The following is a 21,531-nucleotide window of genomic DNA, read 5'->3' as shown; positions in this document are numbered from 1 at the left end:
ATACGCATTCGATAGCCTGTGGGTGACGGGGCGCGGGGGACGTGCGCTGCAGAGGTGTACGGAAAGCAACGACGGACAGGACAGGCACGGCAGTCAGGACACGGTTCACAGGGCGGCCCGAGCGGGAGCGGACGGCCCGAGCGGAGCTAGGGGGGTGCCAATGGCGCGGCGCATCGACGTGACCGGGGCGGACGGCGTCCGTCTTGCGGCCTGGGAGTTCGGTGACCCTCCCAAGACCGACCCGACGGATCCGGCGCGGGAGACCTCGCACGCCCCGGAGAAACGATCACCCGGGGTGCTGTTACTCCACGGCCTGATGGGCCGTGCCTCGCACTGGGCGTCCACCGCCCGCTGGCTCTCCGAGCGCTACCGGGCCGTCGCGCTCGACCAGCGAGGTCATGGCCAGAGCGACAAGCCCCCACGGGCCGCCTTCACCCGTGACGCGTACGTCGAGGACGCCGAGGCCGCCCTCGAACAGCTCGGCCTCGCCCCGACCGTCCTCATCGGCCACGCGATGGGCGCCCTCACCGCCTGGCAGCTCGCCGCCCGCCGACCCGACCTGGTCCGCGGAGTGATCATCTGCGACATGCGGGCCTCCGCACTCGGCGCAGCCTCGCAGCGGGAGTGGGGCGAGTGGTTCCGCGCCTGGCCCGTCCCCTTCGCCACGCTCGCCGACGTACGCAAGTGGTTCGGCGAGGACGACCCCTGGGTGGAGCGGCCCAACCCGGCGCGCGGCGAGTTCTACGCCGAGGTGATGGCCGAGTCCCCCGACGGCTGGCGTCCCGTCTTCGAGCCCGAGCAGATGCTGTCCTCCCGCGAGACCTGGGTCTACGACGCCCACTGGGAGGAACTGACCCAGGTCAGGTGCCCCGCCCTCGTCGTCCGCGGCCTCGACGGCGAGCTGGGCCGCGCCGAGGCCCAGGAGATGGTCCGCGTCCTGCCCCGCGGCGAGTACGCCGAGGTCGCCGACGCCGGCCACCTCGTCCACTACGACCAGCCGGAGGCATGGCGGGCGGCCATAGAGCCCTTCCTGGACGGACTGGAAGGACTGGACGGCCCGGACGGCCCGGCCACCGAGAACGCCGAGAGCACCGGCTGAGGACCGCCGGGTCCGCGCCCCACCACCCCCTGCCGCGTGGCCCGTGCACCCCGCCCGGGAGTCAGCCCTTGCTGACCGCCATCAGGATCTCCGGCAGTTGCCGGGCCGTGCGGGGGGCCGCCAGTCGTAGCCCCGCGAAAGTGATCGCGGCTCCGTACAGCGTGCCGACGGGCAGCAGGACCCAGCTCCATTCGTCGCCGTTCGCGCTGACGTTGGCCCAGATCGTCAGGGCGATCACGGGGGCGCACAGCAGGGCCGCCGAGACCATCCCGCCGACGACCGCGGCGGCGGCGAGTCCGGACTGCCCCGGGGCCACGTTCTTGTAGCCCTCCTGCGGAATGGAGTACGGAAAGCGCGCCGACGTCCACGCCCCGGTCGCCAGCATCGCCCCGAGCAGCGCGAAGGACACCCCGAGCACCTCGGGCAGCTTCGGCCAGTCGTCGATGAGCGCGGTGGTGACCACGGTGACGAGCGTGGCGTACGGCAGGGTGATCACCAGCAACGCCAGCGCACGCCCGCGCAGTTCGACGTAGGCGTCCCGCGTGGAGGAGATCGTCATCGCGACCATCCAGAACGCGGAGGTGTCCTGCCCGAACTGGTTGTACATCTGCACGCCCAGCATCCCCGCGGCGAAGCACGCGAAGTAGATGGACCCGGTGCCCTGCACCGCGTTGAACACCGGCACGATCAGGCCGATGGCCAGCGACGTCACCCACGCGGCCTTGGTTTTCGGGTCGCGCCACACATAGCGCAGACTCCGCTCCATGACGGTGCCGGTGCGTCCGGCCGGCAGCAGCCGGGCGAGTCCCGTGGAACCCCGCTCCCGGGCGGCCCCCTCCGCGGAGGGGAGCGTCGAGCCGTCGGGCGAGGTCATCAGCCGGGTGAGGTGGCGCGACCACAGGGCCAGCAGGCCCGCCAACGCGAGCACGGACAGGGCGAGTTGCAGCACGGCGATCCCGTACGACCCCTCGCTCGCCGAGTCGACCGCCCCGATCGCCGACGCGGGCGGCACCCACTTCAGCACATCGGCCGGACCGTCCAGCTGCCCCAGGCCGCCCGAACCGAGCCGCTGCGCACCGAAGTTCACGACCTGCGCGCCGACGGCGATGACGAGTCCGCTCAGGACCGCCAGATCGCGGCCCTTGCGGCTGGTCAGCAGCCGGATGTTGGCGACGGCGACGGCCCGCGCGAGGGCCACGCAGACCAGCAGCGCGAGGACCACACCGAGCACGGCGAAGACGTACGCCGTCCCGCCGTGCGCGACCGAGACGACCGACCCGACGAGCATGCAGAGCGTGAACACCGGCCCGATGCCGACCAGCGAGGCCACGAGCAGGGCCCGCACCAGGGGCCGGGGCCGCAGCGGCAGCATCACCAGGCGGGTGGGGTCGAGGGTCTCGTCACCGCCGGGGAAGAACAGCGGCATCACCGCCCAGCCGACCGCCAGCACGGCGACCAGCGGGACGACGACGGAGGCCGCGTGCTCGTTGCCGCGCAGGGCGATGAGACCGAGCAGCTGAAGGGCGGAGAAGAGCAGCACGGCGACGGCCGAGCCGATGTAGGCGGCCCGCCGCCCGCCCGACTGCCGCAGTCCGTTCCTGAGCAGCGACAGCTTCAGCCGTACGACGACCGGGGTGATGTCCGTCGTCATCGGGCCCCGCCGCCGCCCAGCCAGTCGAGGTTCGCCCCGGCGTCCTGCCCCTGCGCCCCCACGAGTTCGAGGAAGGCGCGCTGCAGGGAGGGCGCGGCCCCGCGCACCTCCTCGAGCGGCCCGTGGGCGCGGATGCGGCCGGCCGCCATGACGGCCACCCAGTCGCACAGGGACTCCACGAGCTCCATGACGTGCGAGGAGAAGACGACGGTGGCGCCGGAGGCGGTGTACCGCTCCAGCACTCCCCGGATGGTCTGCGCGGAGACGGGGTCGACGCCCTCGAACGGCTCGTCGAGGAACAGCACTTCGGGATTGTGGAGCAGGGCGGCCGCGAGCCCGATCTTCTTCCGCATCCCGGTCGAGTAGTCGACGACCAGCTTGTGCTGGGCCCCCGCGAGATCGAGTACGTCCAGCAGCTGACCGGCCCGCTTGTCCACCTCGGCACCGGGCAGCCCCCGCAACCGCCCCGAGTAGGCGAGGAGTTCCCGCCCGGAGAGCCGCTCGAACAGCCGTAGTCCTTCGGGCAGGACGCCGATCCGGGCCTTGACGGTGACCGGGTCCCGCCACACGTCGTGCCCGACGACCTCCACGCTGCCCTGATCGGGGCGGAGCAGCCCGGTCACCATGGAGAGGGTGGTGGTCTTCCCCGCCCCGTTGGGCCCCACGAGCCCGATGAACTTACCGGCGGGCAGCTCCAGGTCGATCCCGGCGACAGCGACCTGCTGCCCGAACCGCTTCCAGAGCCCACGCACACTCACAGCCGACGTCATGAACGTCAACCTTAGGGGCGCCTGGCTGTGCTCATGAGCGGCCGCCGCCGCGCGGGCGTCCGCTACCTGTCCCTGCCGCACGCGTAGGCGAGCGGCGAGATCAGCTCCTCCGCGTCCGGCAGCCAGCGGTTCGCGGGCGTCGGACGGCACGCCCACTGGACGGCCCCCGAGGAACCGAACCGCGTGGGAGGCGCCGCGACGTACGCCCCCTCGCCGAGCGCGACCAGATCGAGGGACGAGGGGGCCCAGCCCAGCTTCCGAATGAGGTCCGGCAGCTTCACCGACGCCCCCGGCAGCACGAAGAACTGCATCCGGCGGTCCGGTGTCAACGTCACGGGCCCCAGCGTCAACTCCATCCGCTCCATCCGCGCGAGCGCCAGGAACCCGGCGGTCTCCGGGACGGACACCGCGTCGAAGGTCCGCCCCGTGGGCAGCAGGATCGACGCGGTCGGCTGCTTCTGCCACATCCGGCGCGCAACCGTCGCACTGCCGGTGGCCTGCGTCGCCCAGTCCTCCCGAGCGGGATGCGCCCCCGGCGCGGCGCACGCGGTCTCACCGCAGGAGCACCGCTGGACCCCGTCGTCGGCTTCCAGCCAGGTGCCGGGGAAGACGTCCCAGTGGCGCTCCTCGGCGTATCGTACGGCTGTCTCCAGCAGCGATTCCCCGCGCTGCTTCGGAATCTGAGCGGCTTCGGTACCCGCGATCGTCTCTTCCACGCAGAGCACAACTCCCGCACCCACCTCGGGTTACGGCCAGGCCAGGACCTGCGCGCGCGGGGGAAGCGCATCGATTTCGCATCCGGGGCGCATGGATGCATGTGTGGGGGCGCAGAGGGGGAACCGCGACGTGAGCTGGGTAGCCACGTGTGGGGTCGGTACGAGTCTTTACCCCGGCAATCCTCGCATGCCTCGCATTTTCGACACGTTGGCGGGGCATTGATCTTCACGGCCGGAACTTTTCGGTGGAAGACACGTCAACTCGGTGCGTGGGCAGGCACCGCAGCCACAGGGGGTACGCCAATGGCCGCAAGGCCGCTCGTCGCGCGGCAGCCGAACGAAAGGCTGCAGGCGCTCATCCAGGAGGCGGGATGCTCGAACGCCGGGCTCGCCCGCCGCGTCAACATGTGCGGCGCCGAGCACGGCCTCGACCTGCGCTACGACAAGACGTCCGTGGCCCGTTGGCTGCGCGGACAGCAGCCGCGGGGCCGGGCGCCCGCCATCATCGCGGAGGCCCTCGGACGCAAACTCGGCCGTACGGTCACGATCGACGAGATCGGCATGGCCAACGGCAAGAACCTCGCCTCCGGCGTCGGGCTCCAGTTCTCGCCGACCGTACTGGGCGCCATCGAGCAGGTGTGTGAGCTGTGGCGCAGCGACGTGGGACGCCGGGACTTCCTGTCCGGCTCCTCGGTCGCCGCGTCCGCGCTGGTCGAGCCGAGCCGCGACTGGCTGATCTCCTCGCCCGACTCGCAGGTGGCACGCCAGGCGGGCCCGCGCGTGGGGCAGTCCGACGTGGCCGCCGTGCGCGCGATGACCCAGGCCCTCGTCGACCTGGACCACCAGTACGGCAGCGGGCATGTGCGCCCGGTCGTCGTGCACTACCTCAACAGCGTGGTCTCCGGTCTGCTCGCGGGGTCGTACCGCGAGGCGATCGGGCGGGAACTCTTCGCCGCCGTCGCCCGGTTGACCGAGCTCGCCGGGTACATGGCCATCGACACCGGCCAACCGGGCCTGGCCCAGCGGTACTACATCCAGGCGCTGCGGCTCGCGCAGGCGGCGGGCGACCGCGGGTACGGCGGCTATGTGCTCGCCGCGTCCATGAGCCACCTGGCCGCACAGCTCGGGAACCCGCGCGAGATCGCCCAATTGGCGCGGGCGGCGCAGGAAGGGGCGCGAGGCCGGGTGACACCGCGCGCGGAGGCGATGTTCTACGCGGCGGAGGCCCGCGGGCACGCGCTCATGGGCGACGTGCGGGCCACCCAGGCGGCGTCCGGGCGGGCGGTGCACGCACTGGAGGCGGCCGACCCCTCCTCCGGGGACGACCCGGCGTGGATCGCGCACTTCGACGAGGCCTACCTCGCCGACGAGTTGGCCCACTGCCACCGCGACCTCGGCCAGGCCGACGCGGCGGCGCGGTGCGCGCAGGAGTCGCTGGACGGACTCCCCGAGAACAAGGCGCGCCGGCGGGCCATCGGCCTGGTCCTCCTGGCCTCGGCGCAGGTGCAGCAGCGCGAGATCGAGCAGGCCTGCAACACCGGCCTGAAAGCGGTGGAGTTGTTGGAGACCGTCCGCTCCAACCGGGGCGCGGAGTACCTCGACGACTTCCAGCAGCGCCTGGAGCCGTTCCGGGACGAGGCCGTCGTCCGGGAGTTCGGGGCCCGGCTGGACCTTCAGGCCGCCGCGTAAAGGAGGACATGTACAGCGGACACGGGCCCGGAACTGTCACGTGATCTCCCGGGATTTGTTACTGCGGTCACAGGGACGCAGGTCACGTCCTGTGCTACGTGGCACCGGGCTCGGAGGACCCGGTAGCGTGAGCCGACGATTCCGAAGTTCCCCCATAAGTAGGAGTCCCGGTGACGCAGAGTGGACAGGGCGAGCAGCCCTCGGCGCGCGAAGCGCGCGAAGGCATCGTGCTGCCCTCCGACGGCGGGGAACCCCTGCTGCCGGGACAGACGGGTGGACGCGGCGGTCCGCAGCCCGGATACGGCCCCCCGCAGCAGGGCGGCTACGGCGGCCCCGCGCAGGGCGGCTACGGCAGCCCTCCGCAGACCGGTCAGTCCGGTCCGGTCGCCGACCCCGCCTACGGCCAGCCGCCCGGCGCCCAGTCCTGGGGCACCCCGTGGGGCCCCGACCCGCAGCAGGGCCAGGCGCAGCCGCAGACCCAGGTCTGGTCGCAGCCGCCCGCCCAGGACTGGGGCACACCCCAGCAGCCCGACGCCAGACCGGCCCAGGCCCAGCCCCAGTCGCAGCCGTTGCCGCCGCAGCAGCCCGCGCAGGGCTACGACACCAACGAGCCGACCTCCTACTACCTGCCGCCCGTGGGCCAGTCCGCCCCCCAGGCCCAGCCGCAGTCGCAGCCGCTGCCCCCGCAGCAGGGTCAGGTCGCGTCCTACGAGGCTCCCGGGACCGGCGCGCAGCAGCAGCCCGCGCAGGGCTACGACACCAACGAGCCGACCTCCTACTACCTGCCGCCCGTCGGCCAGCCCCTTCCCTCGGCCCCCGGCACCCCCGCCTCCGCGCCGCTGCCGCCCGCCGACGAAGGCGCCACCCAGTTCATCCCGCCGGTCACGGCCGCCCCCGCCGGTCCCGAGGGAGCCACCCAGTTCATCCCGCCGGTCACGGCCGCTCCCGCCGGCCCGGAGGGAGCCACCCAGTTCCTGCCGCCCGTGCGCCCCGGCGCGCTCCCGCCCGAGGTGTCCGCCGAGGCGGCGCACTTCCCGGGACAGCACCCGCAGGCCCCGTACGGCGGTCGGACCGGCCCCGACGCCGAGGCCACGCAGTTCATAGCGCCCGTGCCCGGACAGGCTCCCGGCGCGCCCTACGGCGGGGAGCGGCAGCCGCCCTCCGACTTCGACAACCTCTTCCGCGGCGGTGACGGCGGGGCCGCGTCCACACAGCAGATGCCGCGGTTCGCCCAGCCCGAGGCCGTACCGCCCGCGTACGGGGCCCAGCAGCCGTCGTACGGGGCCCAACCGTCGTACGGCGCCCAGCAACCTCCGTACGGCGCCCAGCCGCCGTACGGCCCGCAGGGCGGTGACGTCCACGACGAGGGCGACCGGGGCGGCCGCGGACGCTCGCGCGTGCCGGTCATCGCCGCCGTGGGCATCGGCATCGTCGTGCTCGGCATCGGCGCGGGCGCGCTGCTCGCCGGGGGCGGGGGCGGCGACGGGGGCGACAAGAACCAGACCGTGTCGGCGACGGCCCCCGCGACCGAAGGCTCCGCCTCGCCGTCCTCCGACGCCGCGAAGCAGCAGGCCGTCGAGCTGGACAAGCTGCTCGCCGACAGCGGCAACAGCCGTTCCTCGGTGATCAGCGCGGTGGCGAACGTGAAGTCCTGCAAGAACCTCGGCCAGGCGGCCAACGACCTGCGGGACGCGGCCGCCCAGCGCACCGGCCTGGTGACCCGGCTCAAGGCGCTGTCCGTCGGCCAACTGCCGGGCCACGCCGAGCTGACCGACTCCCTCACCAAGGCCTGGCAGGCGTCCGCGTCCGCCGACAACCACTACGCGGCCTGGGCGGACCAGGCGGCCGGCCGCAAGGGCTGCAAGAAGGGCCAGGCCCGCGTCACGGGCCAGACCCAGGCCGGCAACCGGGACAGCGGCACCGCGAGCACCGAGAAGGCCAGGGCGGCCCAGCTGTGGAACGCGATCGCCAGGAAGTACAGCCTGACCGAGCGCGCGGCCACCCAGCTGTGAGCGGTTCGCGGGGGGCGTCGAGGCGCCCCCCGCGGGTCAGTTGACGTCCGCGTTCTGGAGGGTCTTCGTCACGTCGGTGAAGCCCTGGTGCGCCGCCACGAGCTGGCCCTGGCGCACCACCTGGAGCGTCACATGGGCGTTCACCATGCGCGGGAAGCCGACCGAGGCGAGGTCGTCGGCGGAGCTCCAGGTGTCGCGGGTGGTCCACTGGAGGGTCGGCGTCAGACCGCCGGTCGGGATCTTGAGACCGTCGTTGAGGGTGGCGCGCACGCTGTCGGCGGACACCTCGCCGCCGCCGAGCGACTCGACGGCCTTCGTGAACACGGTGTAGGCGATCCAGGTGGTCTGCACCCCCGCGTCCGCCGAGTCGATGCGGTTGTCGCCGAATGCCTCCGCGTTGATGACCTTCTTCATCGCGTCCCAGCGGGCGTCGCTCTCCACCGGGTACCAGCCGGTGATGTACGACCCCTCGTAGGGCCCCGACGCCCCGCCGGAGGCGTCGATCACCGTCTGGTCGACGCTGCCCATCGCCATGGCGGTGCGCACGGCCGGGTAGTCCTCGCGGGCGCGCCGGAAGGAGTCCATGAAGGTGCTGGTGCGGTCGCCGAGGGCGGGTACCACACACCCCTTCTTGGCGGACCCCGAACCGGGGGCACCGGACGTGGAGCCGTCGAGTGCCTTCGTCGACTGCGCCGAGTACTCGGTGGCGTCGTCCGCCGCCGGCACGTCGCTCGCGGCCCGGTGCCCGCCGGTGGTCAGCCCGGAGTCCAGCAGCACGGGCAGTTCGTCGCCCACGATGGTGTCCGGCCGTACCAGGGTGACGTTGCCGCAGGCCGCGGCGAGCTCCTTGCCGAGGCCGGCCAGCAGGGTGGGCTGGCCGCCGTTGACGGGGTAGGACAGCGGGCTGGTGAACTCGTCGTTGGTGACGCCGTAACCGCCGATGTAGGGGATGCCCGCGCCCTCCAGCGGCGGGAAGAAGGAGTCGCCGTACTGGCTGTAGGAGCCGACGACCGCGACGACGTTCTCCTTCACCGCACGCCGGGCGCACTTCGCCGCGGAGACGCCGTCGTTGTGGTCGTTGCAGGTCAGGACGGTGAGCTTGCGGCCGTTGATACCGCCCCTGGAGTTGATCCAGCGCGCGTAGGCCTGGGCGAAGGCGGGCATGCCGGGCTTGTTGGTCGACTTGGTGTCCGACGGGGCCCAGGTCATGACCTTGATCGGGTCGCCCCCGGCACCCCCCGTGGTACCGGGGACGACCCCGCAGCCGACGGCGAGCGAGGCACAGGTCACCAGCGCCCCAGCCGCGAGGAGGGTGGCTCTGACGGGCCGGTGGTGCCTGAGGAGGAAGGTGCTTCGCATGAATCGCCTGCCAGTCATGGGCACACACGCTTCCGTCACATCGCCAACTCGAATGTGACCCTCGGTCAACGGATGGTGACGTGAGAGTGAACAGCGGGGGCCTGCGCGGCACGTATGGGGGAAGAACGTACGATCGGTGACCGTGCAAGGTTCGGAGAACTCTTCCCGTCGCGGCCGTCGCTCCTCCACCATGGGCGGCATGCCACTCAACGACATGCCGTGGTGGCGCTGGCGCAGCAATGTGCGCTCCGCGCTGCACATGCTCTCCGACCCCACCTTCCAGCAGAACGTCTGGCTGGCCGGCGTCGAGGGGTACGGGGACGTCACCGACGCCGTGTACCGCCTCGTCGAGGACACCTGGCTGGACAACTGGTCCGCCGAGAAATACGTCGGCACGATCTTCCGGGACTCCCAGGAAGCGGCCCTCGTCGACACCGCCGTCCTCAGGGTGCTGCGGATCATGCACCAGGTCGGTCCCGACGCCCCCGTCTCCGTGTACATGGAGAACCCGGGGTGGCCGGACGCGGTGCGGGCGGCGCGGGACGCGCACGTACGCATGGCGGTGGCCGACGGGGACGATCCCGACGCGCCGCCCCGCACGCTCCAGGTGCTCCAGATCATGACCCGGTCCGCGTGACGGACGCGGTGTGGGGCGCGCGGGCGGATATGCGACCCTGTCCTGCATGAATGCGCAGTCCGCCCCCGCCGAGCAGTACGTCCTGACCCTGTCCTGCCCCGACAAGCAGGGCATCGTGCACGCCGTGTCGAGCTACCTCTTCATGACCGGCTGCAACATCGAGGACAGCCAGCAGTTCGGCGACCACGACACGGGTCTGTTCTTCATGCGCGTCCACTTCTCGGCGGAGCCGCCGGTCACCGTGGACAAGCTGCGGGCGTCGTTCGCGGCGATCGGTGACTCCTTCCACATGGACTGGCAGATCAACCGGGCCGAGGACCGGATGCGGGTCGTGCTGATGGTCAGCAAGTTCGGGCACTGCCTGAACGACCTGCTCTTCCGCGCGCGCATCGGTGCGTTGCCGGTGGAGATCGCCGCGGTGGTCTCCAACCACACCGACTTCGCCGAGCTCGTGGGGTCGTACGACATTCCCTTCCACCACATTCCGGTGACGCGGGAGAACAAGGCCGAGGCGGAGGCGCGACTCCTCGAGCTGGTGCGGGAGCAGGACGTCGAGCTGGTCGTGCTCGCCCGGTACATGCAGGTGCTCTCCGACGACCTGTGCAAGCAGCTGAGCGGGAAGATCATCAACATCCACCACTCGTTCCTGCCGAGCTTCAAGGGTGCGAAGCCCTATCACCAGGCTCATGCGCGGGGGGTCAAGCTGATCGGGGCCACGGCGCACTACGTCACCGCGGATCTCGACGAGGGGCCGATCATCGAGCAGGAGGTCGAGCGGGTGGGACACGACGTGACGCCGGACCAGCTCGTGGCGATCGGGCGGGACGTGGAGTGCCAGGCGCTGGCGCGGGCCGTGAAGTGGCATGCGGAGCGGCGGATTCTGTTGAACGGGCGGCGGACGGTCGTGTTCGCCTAGGAGCTCGGGGGTGTTCGGCGTCGGGCGGCTGCGGGCGAGTGGGGGCCGGTCGCGCAGTTCCCCGCGCCCCTTGAGCGAGTTCAGCTGAACGTGTTTTTCAGGGGCGCGGGGAACTGCGCGAGCAACCACCCACCATCCGCAGCCGCCGACGAACCGCAACCAGCCCCTACATCCGGCTCAGGCTCGCCGCCGCGTACAGGACGTCCCTGATCGCCTCACGATCACCCCGCTGCCCCGCCGCCGCCTCCGCCGGAGGCACATGGCCCGCCGCCAGCCGGCAGAACTCCACGCCGTCCAGCGCCACATGCGCCACCTCGTGGTCCGCCGAGCCCACCGCCGCGGGGGAGTCCAGGGGGATCAGCCACTCGCCGCCGCCCAGGCCCTCGATCTCCAGGCGCAGTGTGCGGCCGGGATTCCCCGCGCTCACGAGATGCCGGCCGAGGGCCGGTGACGCCAGGCCCCGCCGGCGCCGTTCCGCCAGCACAGCCGGCAGCATCCTCGCCCCCAGGTCGATCATCTTGTTGAGGTGGCGGGGGGACGGGGGGTCGTAGGGGTAGTCGACCGCCTCCGCGATGTCCTCCGCGTGGACCCAGCACTCGAAGGCGCGGTCCAGCATCGCGTCGTGGAGGGGGAGCGTGAAGTCGCCGTAGGCCACCTCGAGTTTGCCTGCGGTGCCGCCGGTGAACGACACCGTGCGGACCAGGTCGTGGCTCTGCTCGCGCCAGGGGGCCCGCACGGAGCGGGTCGGCGGGAAGTGCGAGGCGCGCCAGTACGCCTCGGTGCGGCCGGCCGGCGTGGGCGCGTCCGCGGGGACCTCGCCCATCGGGTCGTCCAGGCCCAGCGCGACCGCCACCAGGCCGTCCACCGACAGCAGGTGGGCGATGACCCCGGCGACCGTCGTACGGCGGCTCGTGGCCTCGTCGGCGTCGAACCAGCGCAGCCTGACCGGGGCGTGCCACTCGGCGTCGCCGAAGTCCTGGAGCAGGGCGTCCAGACGGGCGGTCTCGGCGTCGTACGGCTTCGCCCACGCGGGAATCGGGATGCGCGGCGGGCGCCGGTCGAGGCAGCCGTCGAGGACGCGGGTGCGCAGGCCGGGGTCCAGGTCGAGGCTCTCCGGCCGCTGCAGCAGGCCCACCGCGCCACGCAGCCGCAGCGCCTCGTCGGCGCAGGGGCCGCAGACGCCGAGGTGGTCCTCCACGGCGGCCGTCTCCTGCGCGGAACACGCGGCCAGCGCCCATGCCCCGAGCAGCGACTTCAGCACCCGGTGCTCCAGGACCAGGGGAGCGGGCGGGGGCGGCTCGTCCAGTTCCGGAAGGGGGCGGCCGGTGTCCTCGACGGAGGCGCGGGGGAGGGGTATCCGGGGCGGACGGCCGGGTTCGGCTCCGCCGCCATGGCCGGCACCGGGGTCCCCCGGGCCGTCGTCGCCCGCGCCGGGGCGGTTCGACCCGCCGAGGCCGGCGTCCGTACCGCCCATGCCACCGTCACCGTTCCCGCCACCGCCCTCGTTCCCGAGGCCGCCCGTGTGCCCGGTGTCCCCGGATCCCGGGACTTCCCCGTGCCCTTGGGCTTCTCCGGGTTCTTGGGCTTCCCCGTGTCCTTGGGCTTCCCCGGATCCCTGGGCTTCTCCGGGTCCTCGGCCTTCTCCGGGTTCTTGGGCTTCTCCGGGCCCTCGGCCTTCCCCGAGTCCCCGGCCTTCCTCAGTCCCCCGGGATTGCCCGGTGCCCCGGCCTTCCCCGGTACCCCCGGTGCTCGCGGCACCGTCGGGTTCACCGGTCCCCCCGGGAGAGGTCCCGTGGCCCGCGTACCCGTCCCGCTCCTCGTACGCCTCGAAACGGTCGCTCACGCCGCGCCCCCGTATCCCGGTGGAGCACCGGGCGCTCCGGTGTCGTGGGCCGTGGACAGGAGCTGGAGGCCCAGGCGGAGGCGGCGGCGGGCCTCGTCCTCGGTGATGCTGAGGTCGGTGGCCGCCTGGCGGTAGTCGCGGCGCTGGAAGTAGGCCAGCTCCAGGGCGGCCCGCAGCGGGGTGGGCATGGACTGGACGATGTAGTCGGCGCGGGCGGCGACCGAGGCGTGCCGCACCTTGCGCTCCAGCTCCTCGGCGGAGCCCTCGCCGCCCCGGTCGAGCGCGGCGGCCTCGGTGGCGCGCAGCCGCTGCACGGCCAGGCGGTGGGTCAGGCCCGCGACCCAGGAACGCAGCGGGCCCTGCTTGGGGTCGTAGGCCTCGGGGTGCTCCCAGACATGGGCGAAGACGTCGCGCGTGATGCCGTCGGCGGCGCGCTCGTCTCCGAGCACCCGGTGGGCGAGACCGTGCACCAACGAAGCGAAACGGTCGTAGAGCTCGCCGAGGGCGGCCGCCTCACCGCGTGCGAGCCGCTGCTGCATCTTGCGGTCCCAGCGGGGCGGTGCGTCCTTCTTCGCCATGCGGCCCCCTCACCCCTGGAAGTGTCCGGGTCAAGCCTGCGCCGACCGTCTTCTCGAATGTAGTCGGCACCTCCGACAGCGCACGCCCCTTTGTTCCAATGCGCGCCCCCGGAGGGGCCGCAGGTGGTAGTGGACCTTCCCCTACCCGGTCACTCATTGATCAGACCTGATCGAACAGGATCGAAGCCGACTAAAACAAGCCTCTTTCGAATGGTTTCCGTTTCTCGGTCTGTGTTTCAGGGAACCGCCGCTGGGCAGCCACGCTGCAAGGAAGCGAAAGCAAGGCTTCCGGTTGCTTTCCGGCGAATGAAGGGCATGGTGGTGGCGTTCAATGTGACCGGCGACGAGCAGGGCGACTGGACCGTGCTCAGTGTGTCGGGCGAGCTGGACCTGGTGACCTCGCCGGTGCTCCGCCAGCGGGTGCACGACGCGGTGGCCGAGGGCCGCCACAGTCTCGTCCTCGACCTCTCCGAGGTGTATTTCTGCGATTCCAGCGGTGTCGGCGTCCTCATCGCCTCCCGCCGCCTGATCCGCTCCTGCCGGGGCGACCTGCGACTGATCCTCCCGGCGCAGGGAGCCGCCGACGGCTCCCACGTCAACCGCGTCCTCGGCGCCCTGGGCGTCCGCCGGCTGTTCGAGGTCCATCCGGACCTGGACTCGGCGACCGACGAGGAGGCGGGACCACTGTCCGCCTGAGCCCGGACACCCGTACCCGTTCCACTCCGCACGGCTGTGACCCGGGGCACCCCGACTGCCACATCGTTGTCCCAAAATTCCCCCGGTCCTGGCACAAGCGCCGTCTTCCGGTCCCCGGGGCGTCGCTCGCGTCGTACGCTCCGTGCGAGATGCACCCGACGTGATGTGAGGCGGCCCGAAAAGACATGGTCAGCAGCGAGTACGAGCGCAGGATCGCCGGCCGGTTCGCCACCTTCGACCAGGACGGCAACGGCTACATCGACCGCGAGGACTTCAACGTGGCGGCCAAGGCGCTGCTCACGGAGTTCGGTACGGCGGCACGCTCCGACAAGGGACAGGCGCTGTATCTCGGCGCGGAGGCGTTCTGGCAGGGCATGGCCGGGATCGCCGACCGGGACGGCGACCAGCGGATCACCCGCGACGAGTTCGTGAACGGCGCGCTCAAGCGGCTGCGCGACAACCCGGACCGGTTCGCCGAGATCGCCCGCCCCTTCCTGCACGCGGCGATCGACGTCGCCGACCAGGACGGCGACGGACGCGCCACCGTCGAGGACACCGCGCGCGTGCTGCGCATCCTGGGCGTCAGCGAGGATCTCGCGCGGGCCGCCGCGGCCACCCTGGACGCCGACGGCGACGGCAAGGTCGGCGAGGCCGAGATCGTGCCCGCCTTCGCGCGCTACTTCACCGTCCCCGAATAGCGCTCCCGCAGCTTGTACTTGAGCACCTTGCGCAGGGTCTCGTTGCGCGGGAGGGCGTCCACCACCTCCAGCTGCTCCGGCAGCTTGTGCGGGGACAGCCCTTCCGCGCGCAGATGGTCCGTCACGGCGTCCAGGGTCAACTGTCCGGCCCCTTCGGGCTGTTCCACGACGGCACACACGCGTTCCCCGCGCTCGGCGTCCGGCAGCCCGATCACCGCCACGTCCCCGACATCCGGATGCGCGGCCAGCAGGTCCTCGATCTCCTTGGCCGAGATGTTCTCGCCCTTGCGGATGATCACGTCCTTGAGGCGGCCGGTGAGCACCAGATGGCCGCTGTCCGTGAGATGTCCGAGGTCACCCGTGCGCAGGTACCCCTCCGCGTCGAAGGCCTCGGCCGTCTGCGCCGGATCCAGATACCCCTGACAGACCGCCTCCCCCTTCAGCCGCACCTCACCGTCGACGATCCGCACGGACATCCCCTCCGGCGGCCGGCCCTCGGTCGTCGCCAGGTTCTCCACCGTGTCGTCCGGGGCTCCCATGGTGATCATCGGCACCTCGGTCATGCCGTACCCGTGCGTCAGCTGCACCCCCAACTCCCTGACGACGGCGTGGTAGACCTCCGGGGGCTTGGGCGCCCCGCCGCCGGCGAGCAGTCGCAGCGAGGGGATGACGGGCACGCCGGGCTGCTTGCGCTGCTCGGTGAGGAACATCGAGTAGAACGCCGTCGAACCGCCCGCCACCGTCACCCCGTGCCTGCGGTAGCCCTCCAGCGCGTCCGGCAGCGCGAACTGCTCGAACATCACCGCAGGGAAGCCGTACAGCAGCAGCATCACGGTGTAGTCCGGGCCCGCGATGTGCGCGTACGGGAAGGCCATCGACCCCACGTCGTCCGCCGTCAGGCGCAGCGCGTGCGCGAGGCAGGAGCCGCCCGCGATCAGTGAACGGTCCGTGTGCAGCACGCCCTTGGGGTCGGAGGTGGTGCCCGAGGTCCAGTAGATCCACCGTACGGAGGTGCCGTCGGCGGGCGGGGCGGGCAGCACGGCCGGATCGCCGTCCGGGAGGTCGTCGTACGCCTCGAAGACACCCTTGGCGCCGAGCCGCCGGGCCATCTCCGTGTGGTCGAAGCCGCGCCAGAGGCCCGGTACCGCGAAGAACTCCGCCTTCGACTCCCTGAGGGCGAAGCCGACCTCGCGGTCCCGGTAGAAGGGGATGACCGGCGACTGCACGGCACCGAGGCGGGCGAGCGCGAAGGAGAGCAGGGCCGTCTCGATACGGGTGGGCAGCTGCCAGGCGACCACCGTGCCGGGGCGTACGCCCATGTCGTACAGGCCGGCCGCCACCCGCTCGCCGCGCGTGCGCAGCTCGCCGAAGGTGAGTGTGCGCTCGTCCTGCAGGAGGACCGGGCGGTCGGGGGTCAGGTCGGCACGGCGGGCGACCAGCTCCCAGAGGGTGCGGGACGCGCTGAGCGCGTGGGCGGTGTCGGTCACGGCGGCCCCCTTGTGGAACTGACGGACAGTCAGATCGTGGGCAGAGCGTAGGGCGGGACGCCTTGTCGGTCCAGGGGTGCGGGACTTAGCCTTCCAGAATCTGACGGCTCATCAGATAGGGGCGGCTGTCATGGACCTCGCGTACACGCCGGAGGAGGAGGAGTTCCGCGCGCGGCTGCGCGAGTGGCTCGCCAAGGCGCTCCCCGCGCTGCCGCCGAAGCCGTCCCCGCTGGACTGGCCCGGACGGCGGGCGTACGACCTCGGCTGGCAGCGCATGCTCCACGACGCCGGGTACGCGCACGTGCACTGGGACGCCTCCCCCACCACACGGCTGATCTTCCTGGAGGAGACCGAGACCGCGGGCGCCCCCTATGTGGGCGCAGGGTTCGTGGGACTCCTCCACGCCGGCCCGACGATCGCGGCCGAGGGCACCGCCGAGCAGCGGGCACGCTGGCTGCCCCCGATCCTGCGCGGCGAGGAGGTCTGGTGCCAGGGGTTCAGCGAACCGGACGCCGGCAGCGACCTCGCCTCGCTGCGCACACGCGCGCACCGAGAGGGCGACGACTACGTGGTGAGCGGCTCCAAGATCTGGACCTCGCACGCCGAAGTCGCCGACTGGTGCGAGCTGTTGGTGCGCACCGACCCGGCGGCTCCGAAGCACAGGGGCATCACCTGGCTGGCGATGCCCATGTCCGCGCCGGGGGTCGTGGTGCGGCCTCTGCGCACGCTCGCCGGATCCGCCGAGTTCGCCGAGGTGTTCCTCGACGAGGTGCGGGTGCCGGTGGCGAACCGGGTGGGCGCGGAGAACGACGGCTGGCGCGTGACCATGGTGACGCTGTCCTTCGAGCGCGGGACGGCCTTCGTGGGCGAGGTGGTCGCCTGCCGGCGGGTGCTGGGCGAACTCGCCCGTACGGCGAGGGAGAACGGGCGCTGGGACGATCCGGTGCTGCGGCGCAGGCTCGGGCGGCTGAACGCCGAGTTCCGGGCGCTGTGGCGGCTGACGCAGTGGAACGTGAGCGAGGCGGAGGCCAGTGGCGGGGTGCCGGGGGTGGGGGGTTCGGTCTTCAAGCTCCGGTACTCGCACGCCAGGCAGGAGCTGTACGACGCGGCGGCGGAGGTCCTGGGCGCCGAGTCGCTGGACCTCGAACGGTCCTGGGTGCTGGACCGGCTGTCCTCGCTGTCGTACACGATCGCGGCCGGGACTTCGCAGATTCAGCGGAACATCGTGGCCGAGCGGGTTCTCGGGTTGCCGAAGGGGCGCTAGCGGTCGGGAGGAGGACGTGACGTGCGGTTCCAACTGACTGATGATCAACTGGCGTTGCGGGAGGGAGTGCGTGGGTTGCTCGCGCGTCGGTTCGACGGCGCGGCACTGCGCGCCGCCATGGACGCTCCCGGGCTGGACCGTGCGCTGTGGCGGGAGCTCGGGGCCGCCGGGTTCTTCGCACTGCGGGTGCCCGAGGCGGGCGGCGGCGTCGGACTCGGGCTGCCGGAGGCCGTGTTGGTGTTCGAGGAGGCCGGGCGGACGCTGTTGCCGGGGCCGCTGGTGGCGACCCACCTCGCGGCGGGTGTCGTGGACGGGGCCGCCGAGGGGGAGACCGTCGTGGCGGACGTCGATCCCGGCGGGCTCGTGGAGTGGCTGGAGGAGGCCGATGTCGTCCGGGGGGAGGCCGCCGGGGCCGTGTCCCTGAACTCGGTGGATCCGCTCACCCCGCTGCACCGGGTGCCCGACCCGCCGCCGGCCGCCGTGGACCCGGCCGCCGTGCTCCTGACCGCCGCCGAGCAGCTGGGCACCGCCACGCGCGTGTGTGAGCTCGCCGTGCAACACGCGCGGACGCGAGAGCAGTTCGGGCAGCCGATCGGGGCGTTCCAAGCGGTGAAGCATCTGTGCGCGGGGATGCTGGTGCGGGCGGAGACGGCCCGGGCGGCGGTGTACGCGGCCGCCGTGACCGCCGACCCGGTGGACATCGCCGCGGCCCGGCTGCTGGCCGACGAGGCGGCCGAGCGGGGTGCCCGGGACTGTCTCCAGGTGCACGGCGGGATGGGCTTCACCTGGGAGTGCGAGGTGCACCTGCATCTGAAGCGGGCCTGGGTGCGGGCCCGGCGGGGCGGCGGCGGGGCGGAGAGCGAGGAGTTGCTCGCCGTCGATCTGTCGGCCTGAGGCGCCTCGGCCGGCCCGCTCCGGGGCACGCCCCGAGCGGATGTCGCGGATTGTGGCATACCGGAATCACGGAGCGTTGATATCGGGTTGTGTCCTATGTGTGACTCGTCACGTCCTGGAGTCGGAGTCCGGCTCCGGTACCTTGTGTGGGATGCGAGGGGTTCCGAGCACGAGCCATGCCGGTGTTGCCGATGAGGCGGCCCCGGGTCCGGCGGTGCGCGCCGCTGCTCGCAGGGCGGGAAGGCCTGTGTCCACCGCCTGTTCGACTCCCTGCGGCGAGCGTCGCACAGTATCCCGCACGGGTACTCCTTCGCGCTGGAATATGCCCGAAGCGCTTGTTGGCGTGACTGTACGTCAACCATGCTGTCCCGTAAGGGATTCACGTTCTGTGACCCCGGCTTTGGTCGTTGTTCTGGTCATGCAAAAAATGGCTACGATCGTGGCCCTCGTGAGGCGCGAGGCCATGTGCCCGCCGGTTCGGATGGTGTGAGCGGTGCAGGTGCTTCAAGTGCAGCTGGAGATCCGGCCCGACCCCGCGGAAGTGGGGCGAGCCCGGCGGTGGGCCCGCTCGCGGCTCGCCGTGTCCGGGATAGGGGTGGACGAGCCGCTCGCGGAGACCCTGATCCTGCTCGTGTCCGAACTGGTCACCAACGCCGTGGTGCACACCGGCCGTCCGGCCGTGCTGCGGCTGTCCCTGCCGGGCGCCGAGGCGGAGTCGGCCACCGTCCGCCTGGAGGTCGCCGACCGCAGCGGCCGGGCCCCCGTGCCGCGCTGTGTCGACGGTGACGCCACCGGCGGCCGCGGCCTGGCCCTCGTCGACGGGCTCGCGGACCGCTGGGGCTGGAGCCCCGAGGGCGCGGGCAAGAGCATCTGGTGCGAACTCGACCGCTGCGAGCAGCCGCGGCGGGGCGCACAGGCCTGCGGCATCGACGCCTCGGCCTACGAGGGCCTGGCGTTCGAGGCGGTGTGACCGGCGCACGGTCGCAAGGGTCCCCCGCACCCCGCCTCGGTGAAGGGGCGGTGCGCCGGGATGTGCACCTGTGCGCGGTCGTGACAAAAGGGTCGTAAGCAATAAATCCCCGTAGGGGTGTTGACGCAGCGTGTTCGATTGATGACGCTGGTGGTCAGCGATTCGCCGCGAGGGGACGCCGAGGGGTTCGGTGACGGAAGCCCTCGACGAGTGCGGATCGTGACGCGGTGTCGATTTCCTCAGGGCGGAAGGAAGTCGATGACGGCGGCGCGCGATGCCGGGCTCGGGGCGGCCCTGCGCGCCGCCGGCCGACCTTTCAGAGAACGGCCACCGGGGCCACGGGCGTTCCGGTGCCGCCGACGAAGGGCTCGGGCATCGCCGACAGCAGGAAGGCGTACCGGCCGACTTCTCCACAGGCTGTGGACAACTCTTCGAGGTTCCAGTTCTGGCCCTGCAGCATCCCCATCTCCACCAGGTCCAGCGCGTGCACCGGCAGCCACAGGTCCTCGATCTCGGGCGGGAAGATCTCGAACGTGAGCGTGTCGTTGGCGACCGCGGCCACATCGCGCGCGTGGAACCACTCCGGAGTGCGGACCGACAGACCCGGCGACGGATAGGCGTACGCTTCCTTGTCCCCGGCGAGATACACCTGGACCTGCCCGGTCCGTACGAGCACGACGTCCCCGGCGCGCACCCGTGTGCCGGCGAGTTCCTCGGCCGCCTCCAGGTCCTCCGGGGTCACGGCGTGCCCCCCGTCGAGCCGCTCCACGCCCCGGGCGCGGGCCACGTCGAGCAGCACCCCGCGCGAGACGACGTGCCGCGCCTTGTCGATGCCGCTGAACTCGGCACCGCCGTGCGCGGTGATGGTGCCTGCCGGACGGCCGTTGTAGAGCAGGCCCGAGTGCGAGACATGGGTGAGCGCGTCCCAGTGGGTGGCTGCCTGCAGGCCCATGGTCACCGCGTCGTCGCTGCACGCGACGGTCCCCGGGCCGAAGAGCTCCTGGTTGATCTGCACCATCGTGTGCAGCGGGTTGACCCGGCCCGGCATCATCCCGGTCTGCACGCCGTCCTGCCGCAGGGGCAGGGCGAGCGGGATGCGGCGGCCCGTGCGGACGGTCGCGGCGGCCTCCCGGACGACCTCGTCGGTGATCAGGTTCAGGGTGCCGATCTCGTCGTCCGCTCCCCAACGGCCCCAGTTGTTCACGCGCTTGGCAATGTCGTGGAACGCGGCCGGAAGTGACATCGGGCCCTCCCCGGGGCTTGTGTCCGCACATCTGACGGGTCATAAAATCTAACGGTCCGTCAGAAACCGCGGGAAGGGGCCGGGCGTGGGGAACTTCTTGGCAGGCAGGGTCGTCGCCGTGACGGGCGCGGGACGGGGGATCGGGCGGGCGGTCGCGGTGGCCGCGGCGGCGGAGGGCGCGCGGGTCGTCGTCAACGACTACGGCGTCTCCGTGGACGGGGCCTCTCCCACCAGTGACGTGGCCTCCGGTGTCGTGAAGGAGATCGAGGCGGCCGGCGGCGAGGCCGTCGCCGTGGCCGACGACATCTCCACGATGGCGGGCGGGCAGCGGGTCGTCGATGTCGCGCTGTCCTCCTACGGGCGGCTCGACGGTGTGGTCTGCGTCGCCGGGATCCTGCGCGAGCGCATGTTGTTCAACATGACCGAGGACGAGTGGGACCCGGTCCTCGCGACCCATCTGAAGGGGACGTTCACCGTCTTCCGGGCGGCTTCCGCCGTGATGCGGCAGCAGCGGGCGGGGACACTGATCGGGTTCACCAGCGGCAACCATCAGGGGTCCTACTCGCAGGCCAACTACAGCGCGGCGAAAGGCGGGATCATCTCGCTGGTGCGCAGTGCGGCCCTCGGGCTGCACAAGTACGGGGTGACCGCGAATGCCGTGGCGCCCGTCGCCCGTACGCGGATGTCGGCGAACGTGCCCTTCGACCTGGCGGAGATCGGGGAGCCGGAGGACGTGGCCGCGATGGTGGTCTATCTGCTCTCCGAACGGGCCCGGGAGATCACCGGGCAGGTGTACACGGTGGCGGGCGCGAAGATCGCGGTGTGGGCGCAGCCCCGGGAGTTGCGTGCCGCGTACGCCTCCGGCGGGTGGACCCCCGAGACCATCGCGGAGTTCCTGCCGGGGAGCGTCGGGGTGGATCCGATGCCGTTGCTATCGGGGCCGGGCGCCCCATAGCTCGGCGGTGATTGATGTGGGGCGGCTGCGGGTCGCCCGTGGCTTGTCGCGCAG

At 72.0% G+C, this 21,531-nt stretch carries 19 protein-coding genes; 11 read left to right on the top strand and 8 right to left on the bottom strand.

Features of this window, described 5'->3' with window-relative positions; translation table 11 throughout:
- Positions 1-160 precede the first annotated feature (160 nt).
- Positions 161-1,099 carry an alpha/beta hydrolase gene (locus IOD14_RS41240; RefSeq protein ID WP_212672940.1) on the top strand — a complete coding sequence of 313 codons (939 nt, stop codon included), beginning with the start codon at positions 161-163 and terminating at the stop codon, positions 1,097-1,099.
- A gap of 61 nt (positions 1,100-1,160) precedes the next feature.
- On the opposite strand, the gene IOD14_RS41235 is transcribed toward IOD14_RS41240, so the two are convergent.
- The 3 genes from IOD14_RS41235 to IOD14_RS41225 form a co-directional block, all read right to left on the bottom strand.
- Entirely contained in the window at positions 1,161-2,750 is a 1,590-nt protein-coding gene (locus IOD14_RS41235) for a transporter (RefSeq protein WP_212672939.1), read from the bottom strand.
- Positions 2,747-3,520: an ABC transporter ATP-binding protein gene (locus IOD14_RS41230; protein WP_123990000.1), complete on the bottom strand. Its 774-nt coding sequence runs from the start codon at positions 3,518-3,520 to the stop codon at positions 2,747-2,749. The genes IOD14_RS41235 and IOD14_RS41230 overlap by 4 nt, the downstream gene beginning before the upstream one ends.
- A 62-nt stretch (positions 3,521-3,582) precedes the next feature.
- Positions 3,583-4,245 (bottom strand): bifunctional DNA primase/polymerase, encoded by a 663-nt coding sequence (locus tag IOD14_RS41225; RefSeq protein ID WP_123989999.1) that lies wholly within the window; start codon positions 4,243-4,245, stop codon positions 3,583-3,585.
- Positions 4,246-4,539: 294 nt separating this feature from the next.
- Here IOD14_RS41225 and IOD14_RS41220 point away from each other — a divergent pair, with 294 nt between their 5' ends.
- Together IOD14_RS41220 and IOD14_RS41215 are read left to right on the top strand one after the other, a co-directional pair.
- Positions 4,540-5,925 carry a transcriptional regulator gene (locus IOD14_RS41220; RefSeq protein WP_123989998.1) on the top strand — a complete coding sequence of 462 codons (1,386 nt, stop codon included), beginning with the start codon at positions 4,540-4,542 and terminating at the stop codon, positions 5,923-5,925.
- Between the two features lie 170 nt (positions 5,926-6,095).
- The gene (locus IOD14_RS41215; protein WP_212672938.1) at positions 6,096-7,937 is read left to right on the top strand and encodes a hypothetical protein; all 1,842 of its coding nucleotides are present in this window, start codon (positions 6,096-6,098) and stop codon (positions 7,935-7,937) included.
- A 36-nt stretch (positions 7,938-7,973) separates the two neighbouring features.
- Here IOD14_RS41215 and IOD14_RS41210 read toward each other — a convergent pair whose 3' ends face one another.
- Positions 7,974-9,314 carry an ABC transporter substrate-binding protein gene (locus IOD14_RS41210; RefSeq protein ID WP_212672937.1) on the bottom strand — a complete coding sequence of 447 codons (1,341 nt, stop codon included), beginning with the start codon at positions 9,312-9,314 and terminating at the stop codon, positions 7,974-7,976.
- Positions 9,315-9,432: 118 nt separating this feature from the next.
- Between IOD14_RS41210 and IOD14_RS41205 the strand changes: the two genes are divergently transcribed.
- Positions 9,433-9,933 (top strand): hypothetical protein, encoded by a 501-nt coding sequence (locus IOD14_RS41205; RefSeq protein WP_123989995.1) that lies wholly within the window; start codon positions 9,433-9,435, stop codon positions 9,931-9,933.
- A gap of 46 nt (positions 9,934-9,979) precedes the next feature.
- Entirely contained in the window at positions 9,980-10,849 is an 870-nt protein-coding gene (gene purU / locus IOD14_RS41200) for a formyltetrahydrofolate deformylase (protein ID WP_123989994.1), read from the top strand.
- A gap of 166 nt (positions 10,850-11,015) precedes the next feature.
- Here purU and IOD14_RS41195 read toward each other — a convergent pair whose 3' ends face one another.
- Together IOD14_RS41195 and IOD14_RS41190 are read right to left on the bottom strand one after the other, a co-directional pair.
- The gene (locus tag IOD14_RS41195) at positions 11,016-12,323 is read right to left on the bottom strand and encodes a maleylpyruvate isomerase N-terminal domain-containing protein (protein WP_212672936.1); all 1,308 of its coding nucleotides are present in this window, start codon (positions 12,321-12,323) and stop codon (positions 11,016-11,018) included.
- A gap of 365 nt (positions 12,324-12,688) precedes the next feature.
- Positions 12,689-13,270 carry a sigma factor gene (locus tag IOD14_RS41190; protein ID WP_123989993.1) on the bottom strand — a complete coding sequence of 194 codons (582 nt, stop codon included), beginning with the start codon at positions 13,268-13,270 and terminating at the stop codon, positions 12,689-12,691.
- Between the two features lie 315 nt (positions 13,271-13,585).
- Here IOD14_RS41190 and IOD14_RS41185 point away from each other — a divergent pair, with 315 nt between their 5' ends.
- Together IOD14_RS41185 and IOD14_RS41180 are read left to right on the top strand one after the other, a co-directional pair.
- The gene (locus IOD14_RS41185) at positions 13,586-13,966 is read left to right on the top strand and encodes an STAS domain-containing protein (RefSeq protein ID WP_123992709.1); all 381 of its coding nucleotides are present in this window, start codon (positions 13,586-13,588) and stop codon (positions 13,964-13,966) included.
- A 185-nt stretch (positions 13,967-14,151) separates the two neighbouring features.
- On the top strand, positions 14,152-14,664 hold the full coding sequence (locus tag IOD14_RS41180; protein ID WP_212672935.1) for an EF-hand domain-containing protein: 513 nt from the start codon (positions 14,152-14,154) through the stop codon (positions 14,662-14,664).
- Here the strand turns inward: IOD14_RS41180 and IOD14_RS41175 are convergent.
- The gene (locus IOD14_RS41175; RefSeq protein ID WP_212672934.1) at positions 14,643-16,151 is read right to left on the bottom strand and encodes an AMP-binding protein; all 1,509 of its coding nucleotides are present in this window, start codon (positions 16,149-16,151) and stop codon (positions 14,643-14,645) included. The two genes, IOD14_RS41180 and IOD14_RS41175, sit on opposite strands and share 22 nt — an antisense overlap.
- A 130-nt stretch (positions 16,152-16,281) precedes the next feature.
- Here IOD14_RS41175 and IOD14_RS41170 point away from each other — a divergent pair, with 130 nt between their 5' ends.
- From IOD14_RS41170 to IOD14_RS41160, 3 genes are all read left to right on the top strand, one after another.
- Entirely contained in the window at positions 16,282-17,415 is a 1,134-nt protein-coding gene (locus tag IOD14_RS41170; RefSeq protein ID WP_123989990.1) for an acyl-CoA dehydrogenase family protein, read from the top strand.
- A 21-nt stretch (positions 17,416-17,436) separates the two neighbouring features.
- Positions 17,437-18,309, top strand: a complete 873-nt coding sequence (locus IOD14_RS41165) for an acyl-CoA dehydrogenase family protein (RefSeq protein ID WP_212672933.1) — start codon at positions 17,437-17,439, stop codon at positions 18,307-18,309.
- Between the two features lie 508 nt (positions 18,310-18,817).
- Positions 18,818-19,279 carry an ATP-binding protein gene (locus IOD14_RS41160; RefSeq protein WP_123992708.1) on the top strand — a complete coding sequence of 154 codons (462 nt, stop codon included), beginning with the start codon at positions 18,818-18,820 and terminating at the stop codon, positions 19,277-19,279.
- Positions 19,280-19,595: 316 nt separating this feature from the next.
- Here the strand turns inward: IOD14_RS41160 and IOD14_RS41155 are convergent, their stop codons facing one another.
- Complete coding sequence (locus IOD14_RS41155; protein ID WP_123989987.1) at positions 19,596-20,522, bottom strand: cyclase family protein; 927 nt, start codon at positions 20,520-20,522, stop codon at positions 19,596-19,598.
- Between the two features lie 85 nt (positions 20,523-20,607).
- On the opposite strand from IOD14_RS41155, the gene IOD14_RS41150 reads away from it, so the two are divergent.
- Positions 20,608-21,477: an SDR family oxidoreductase gene (locus IOD14_RS41150; protein WP_123989986.1), complete on the top strand. Its 870-nt coding sequence runs from the start codon at positions 20,608-20,610 to the stop codon at positions 21,475-21,477.
- Positions 21,478-21,531: the final 54 nt, after the last annotated feature.

The sequence above is a fragment of the Streptomyces sp. A2-16 genome, assembly GCF_018128905.1.
In the GTDB taxonomy this organism is placed as follows: domain Bacteria; phylum Actinomycetota; class Actinomycetes; order Streptomycetales; family Streptomycetaceae; genus Streptomyces.
This window is presented reverse-complemented; position numbering and strand designations above follow the sequence as displayed.

Bases quoted from the DNA above. Each gene is read 5' to 3' on its own strand.
- IOD14_RS41170 (WP_123989990.1), top strand. From the start codon at position 16,282: ATGGACCTCGCGTACACGCCGGAGGAGGAGGAGTTCCGCGCGCGGCTG.
- purU (WP_123989994.1), top strand. From the start codon at position 9,980: ATGAATGCGCAGTCCGCCCCCGCCGAGCAGTACGTCCTGACCCTGTCC.
- IOD14_RS41185 (WP_123992709.1), top strand. From the start codon at position 13,586: ATGGTGGTGGCGTTCAATGTGACCGGCGACGAGCAGGGCGACTGGACC.
- IOD14_RS41240 (WP_212672940.1), top strand. From the start codon at position 161: ATGGCGCGGCGCATCGACGTGACCGGGGCGGACGGCGTCCGTCTTGCG.
- IOD14_RS41235 (WP_212672939.1), bottom strand. From the start codon at position 2,750: ATGACGACGGACATCACCCCGGTCGTCGTACGGCTGAAGCTGTCGCTG.
- IOD14_RS41220 (WP_123989998.1), top strand. From the start codon at position 4,540: ATGGCCGCAAGGCCGCTCGTCGCGCGGCAGCCGAACGAAAGGCTGCAG.
- IOD14_RS41180 (WP_212672935.1), top strand. From the start codon at position 14,152: ATGGTCAGCAGCGAGTACGAGCGCAGGATCGCCGGCCGGTTCGCCACC.
- IOD14_RS41155 (WP_123989987.1), bottom strand. From the start codon at position 20,522: ATGTCACTTCCGGCCGCGTTCCACGACATTGCCAAGCGCGTGAACAAC.
- IOD14_RS41230 (WP_123990000.1), bottom strand. From the start codon at position 3,520: ATGACGTCGGCTGTGAGTGTGCGTGGGCTCTGGAAGCGGTTCGGGCAG.
- IOD14_RS41195 (WP_212672936.1), bottom strand. From the start codon at position 12,323: ATGGGCGGTACGGACGCCGGCCTCGGCGGGTCGAACCGCCCCGGCGCG.
- IOD14_RS41210 (WP_212672937.1), bottom strand. From the start codon at position 9,314: ATGACTGGCAGGCGATTCATGCGAAGCACCTTCCTCCTCAGGCACCAC.
- IOD14_RS41190 (WP_123989993.1), bottom strand. From the start codon at position 13,270: ATGGCGAAGAAGGACGCACCGCCCCGCTGGGACCGCAAGATGCAGCAG.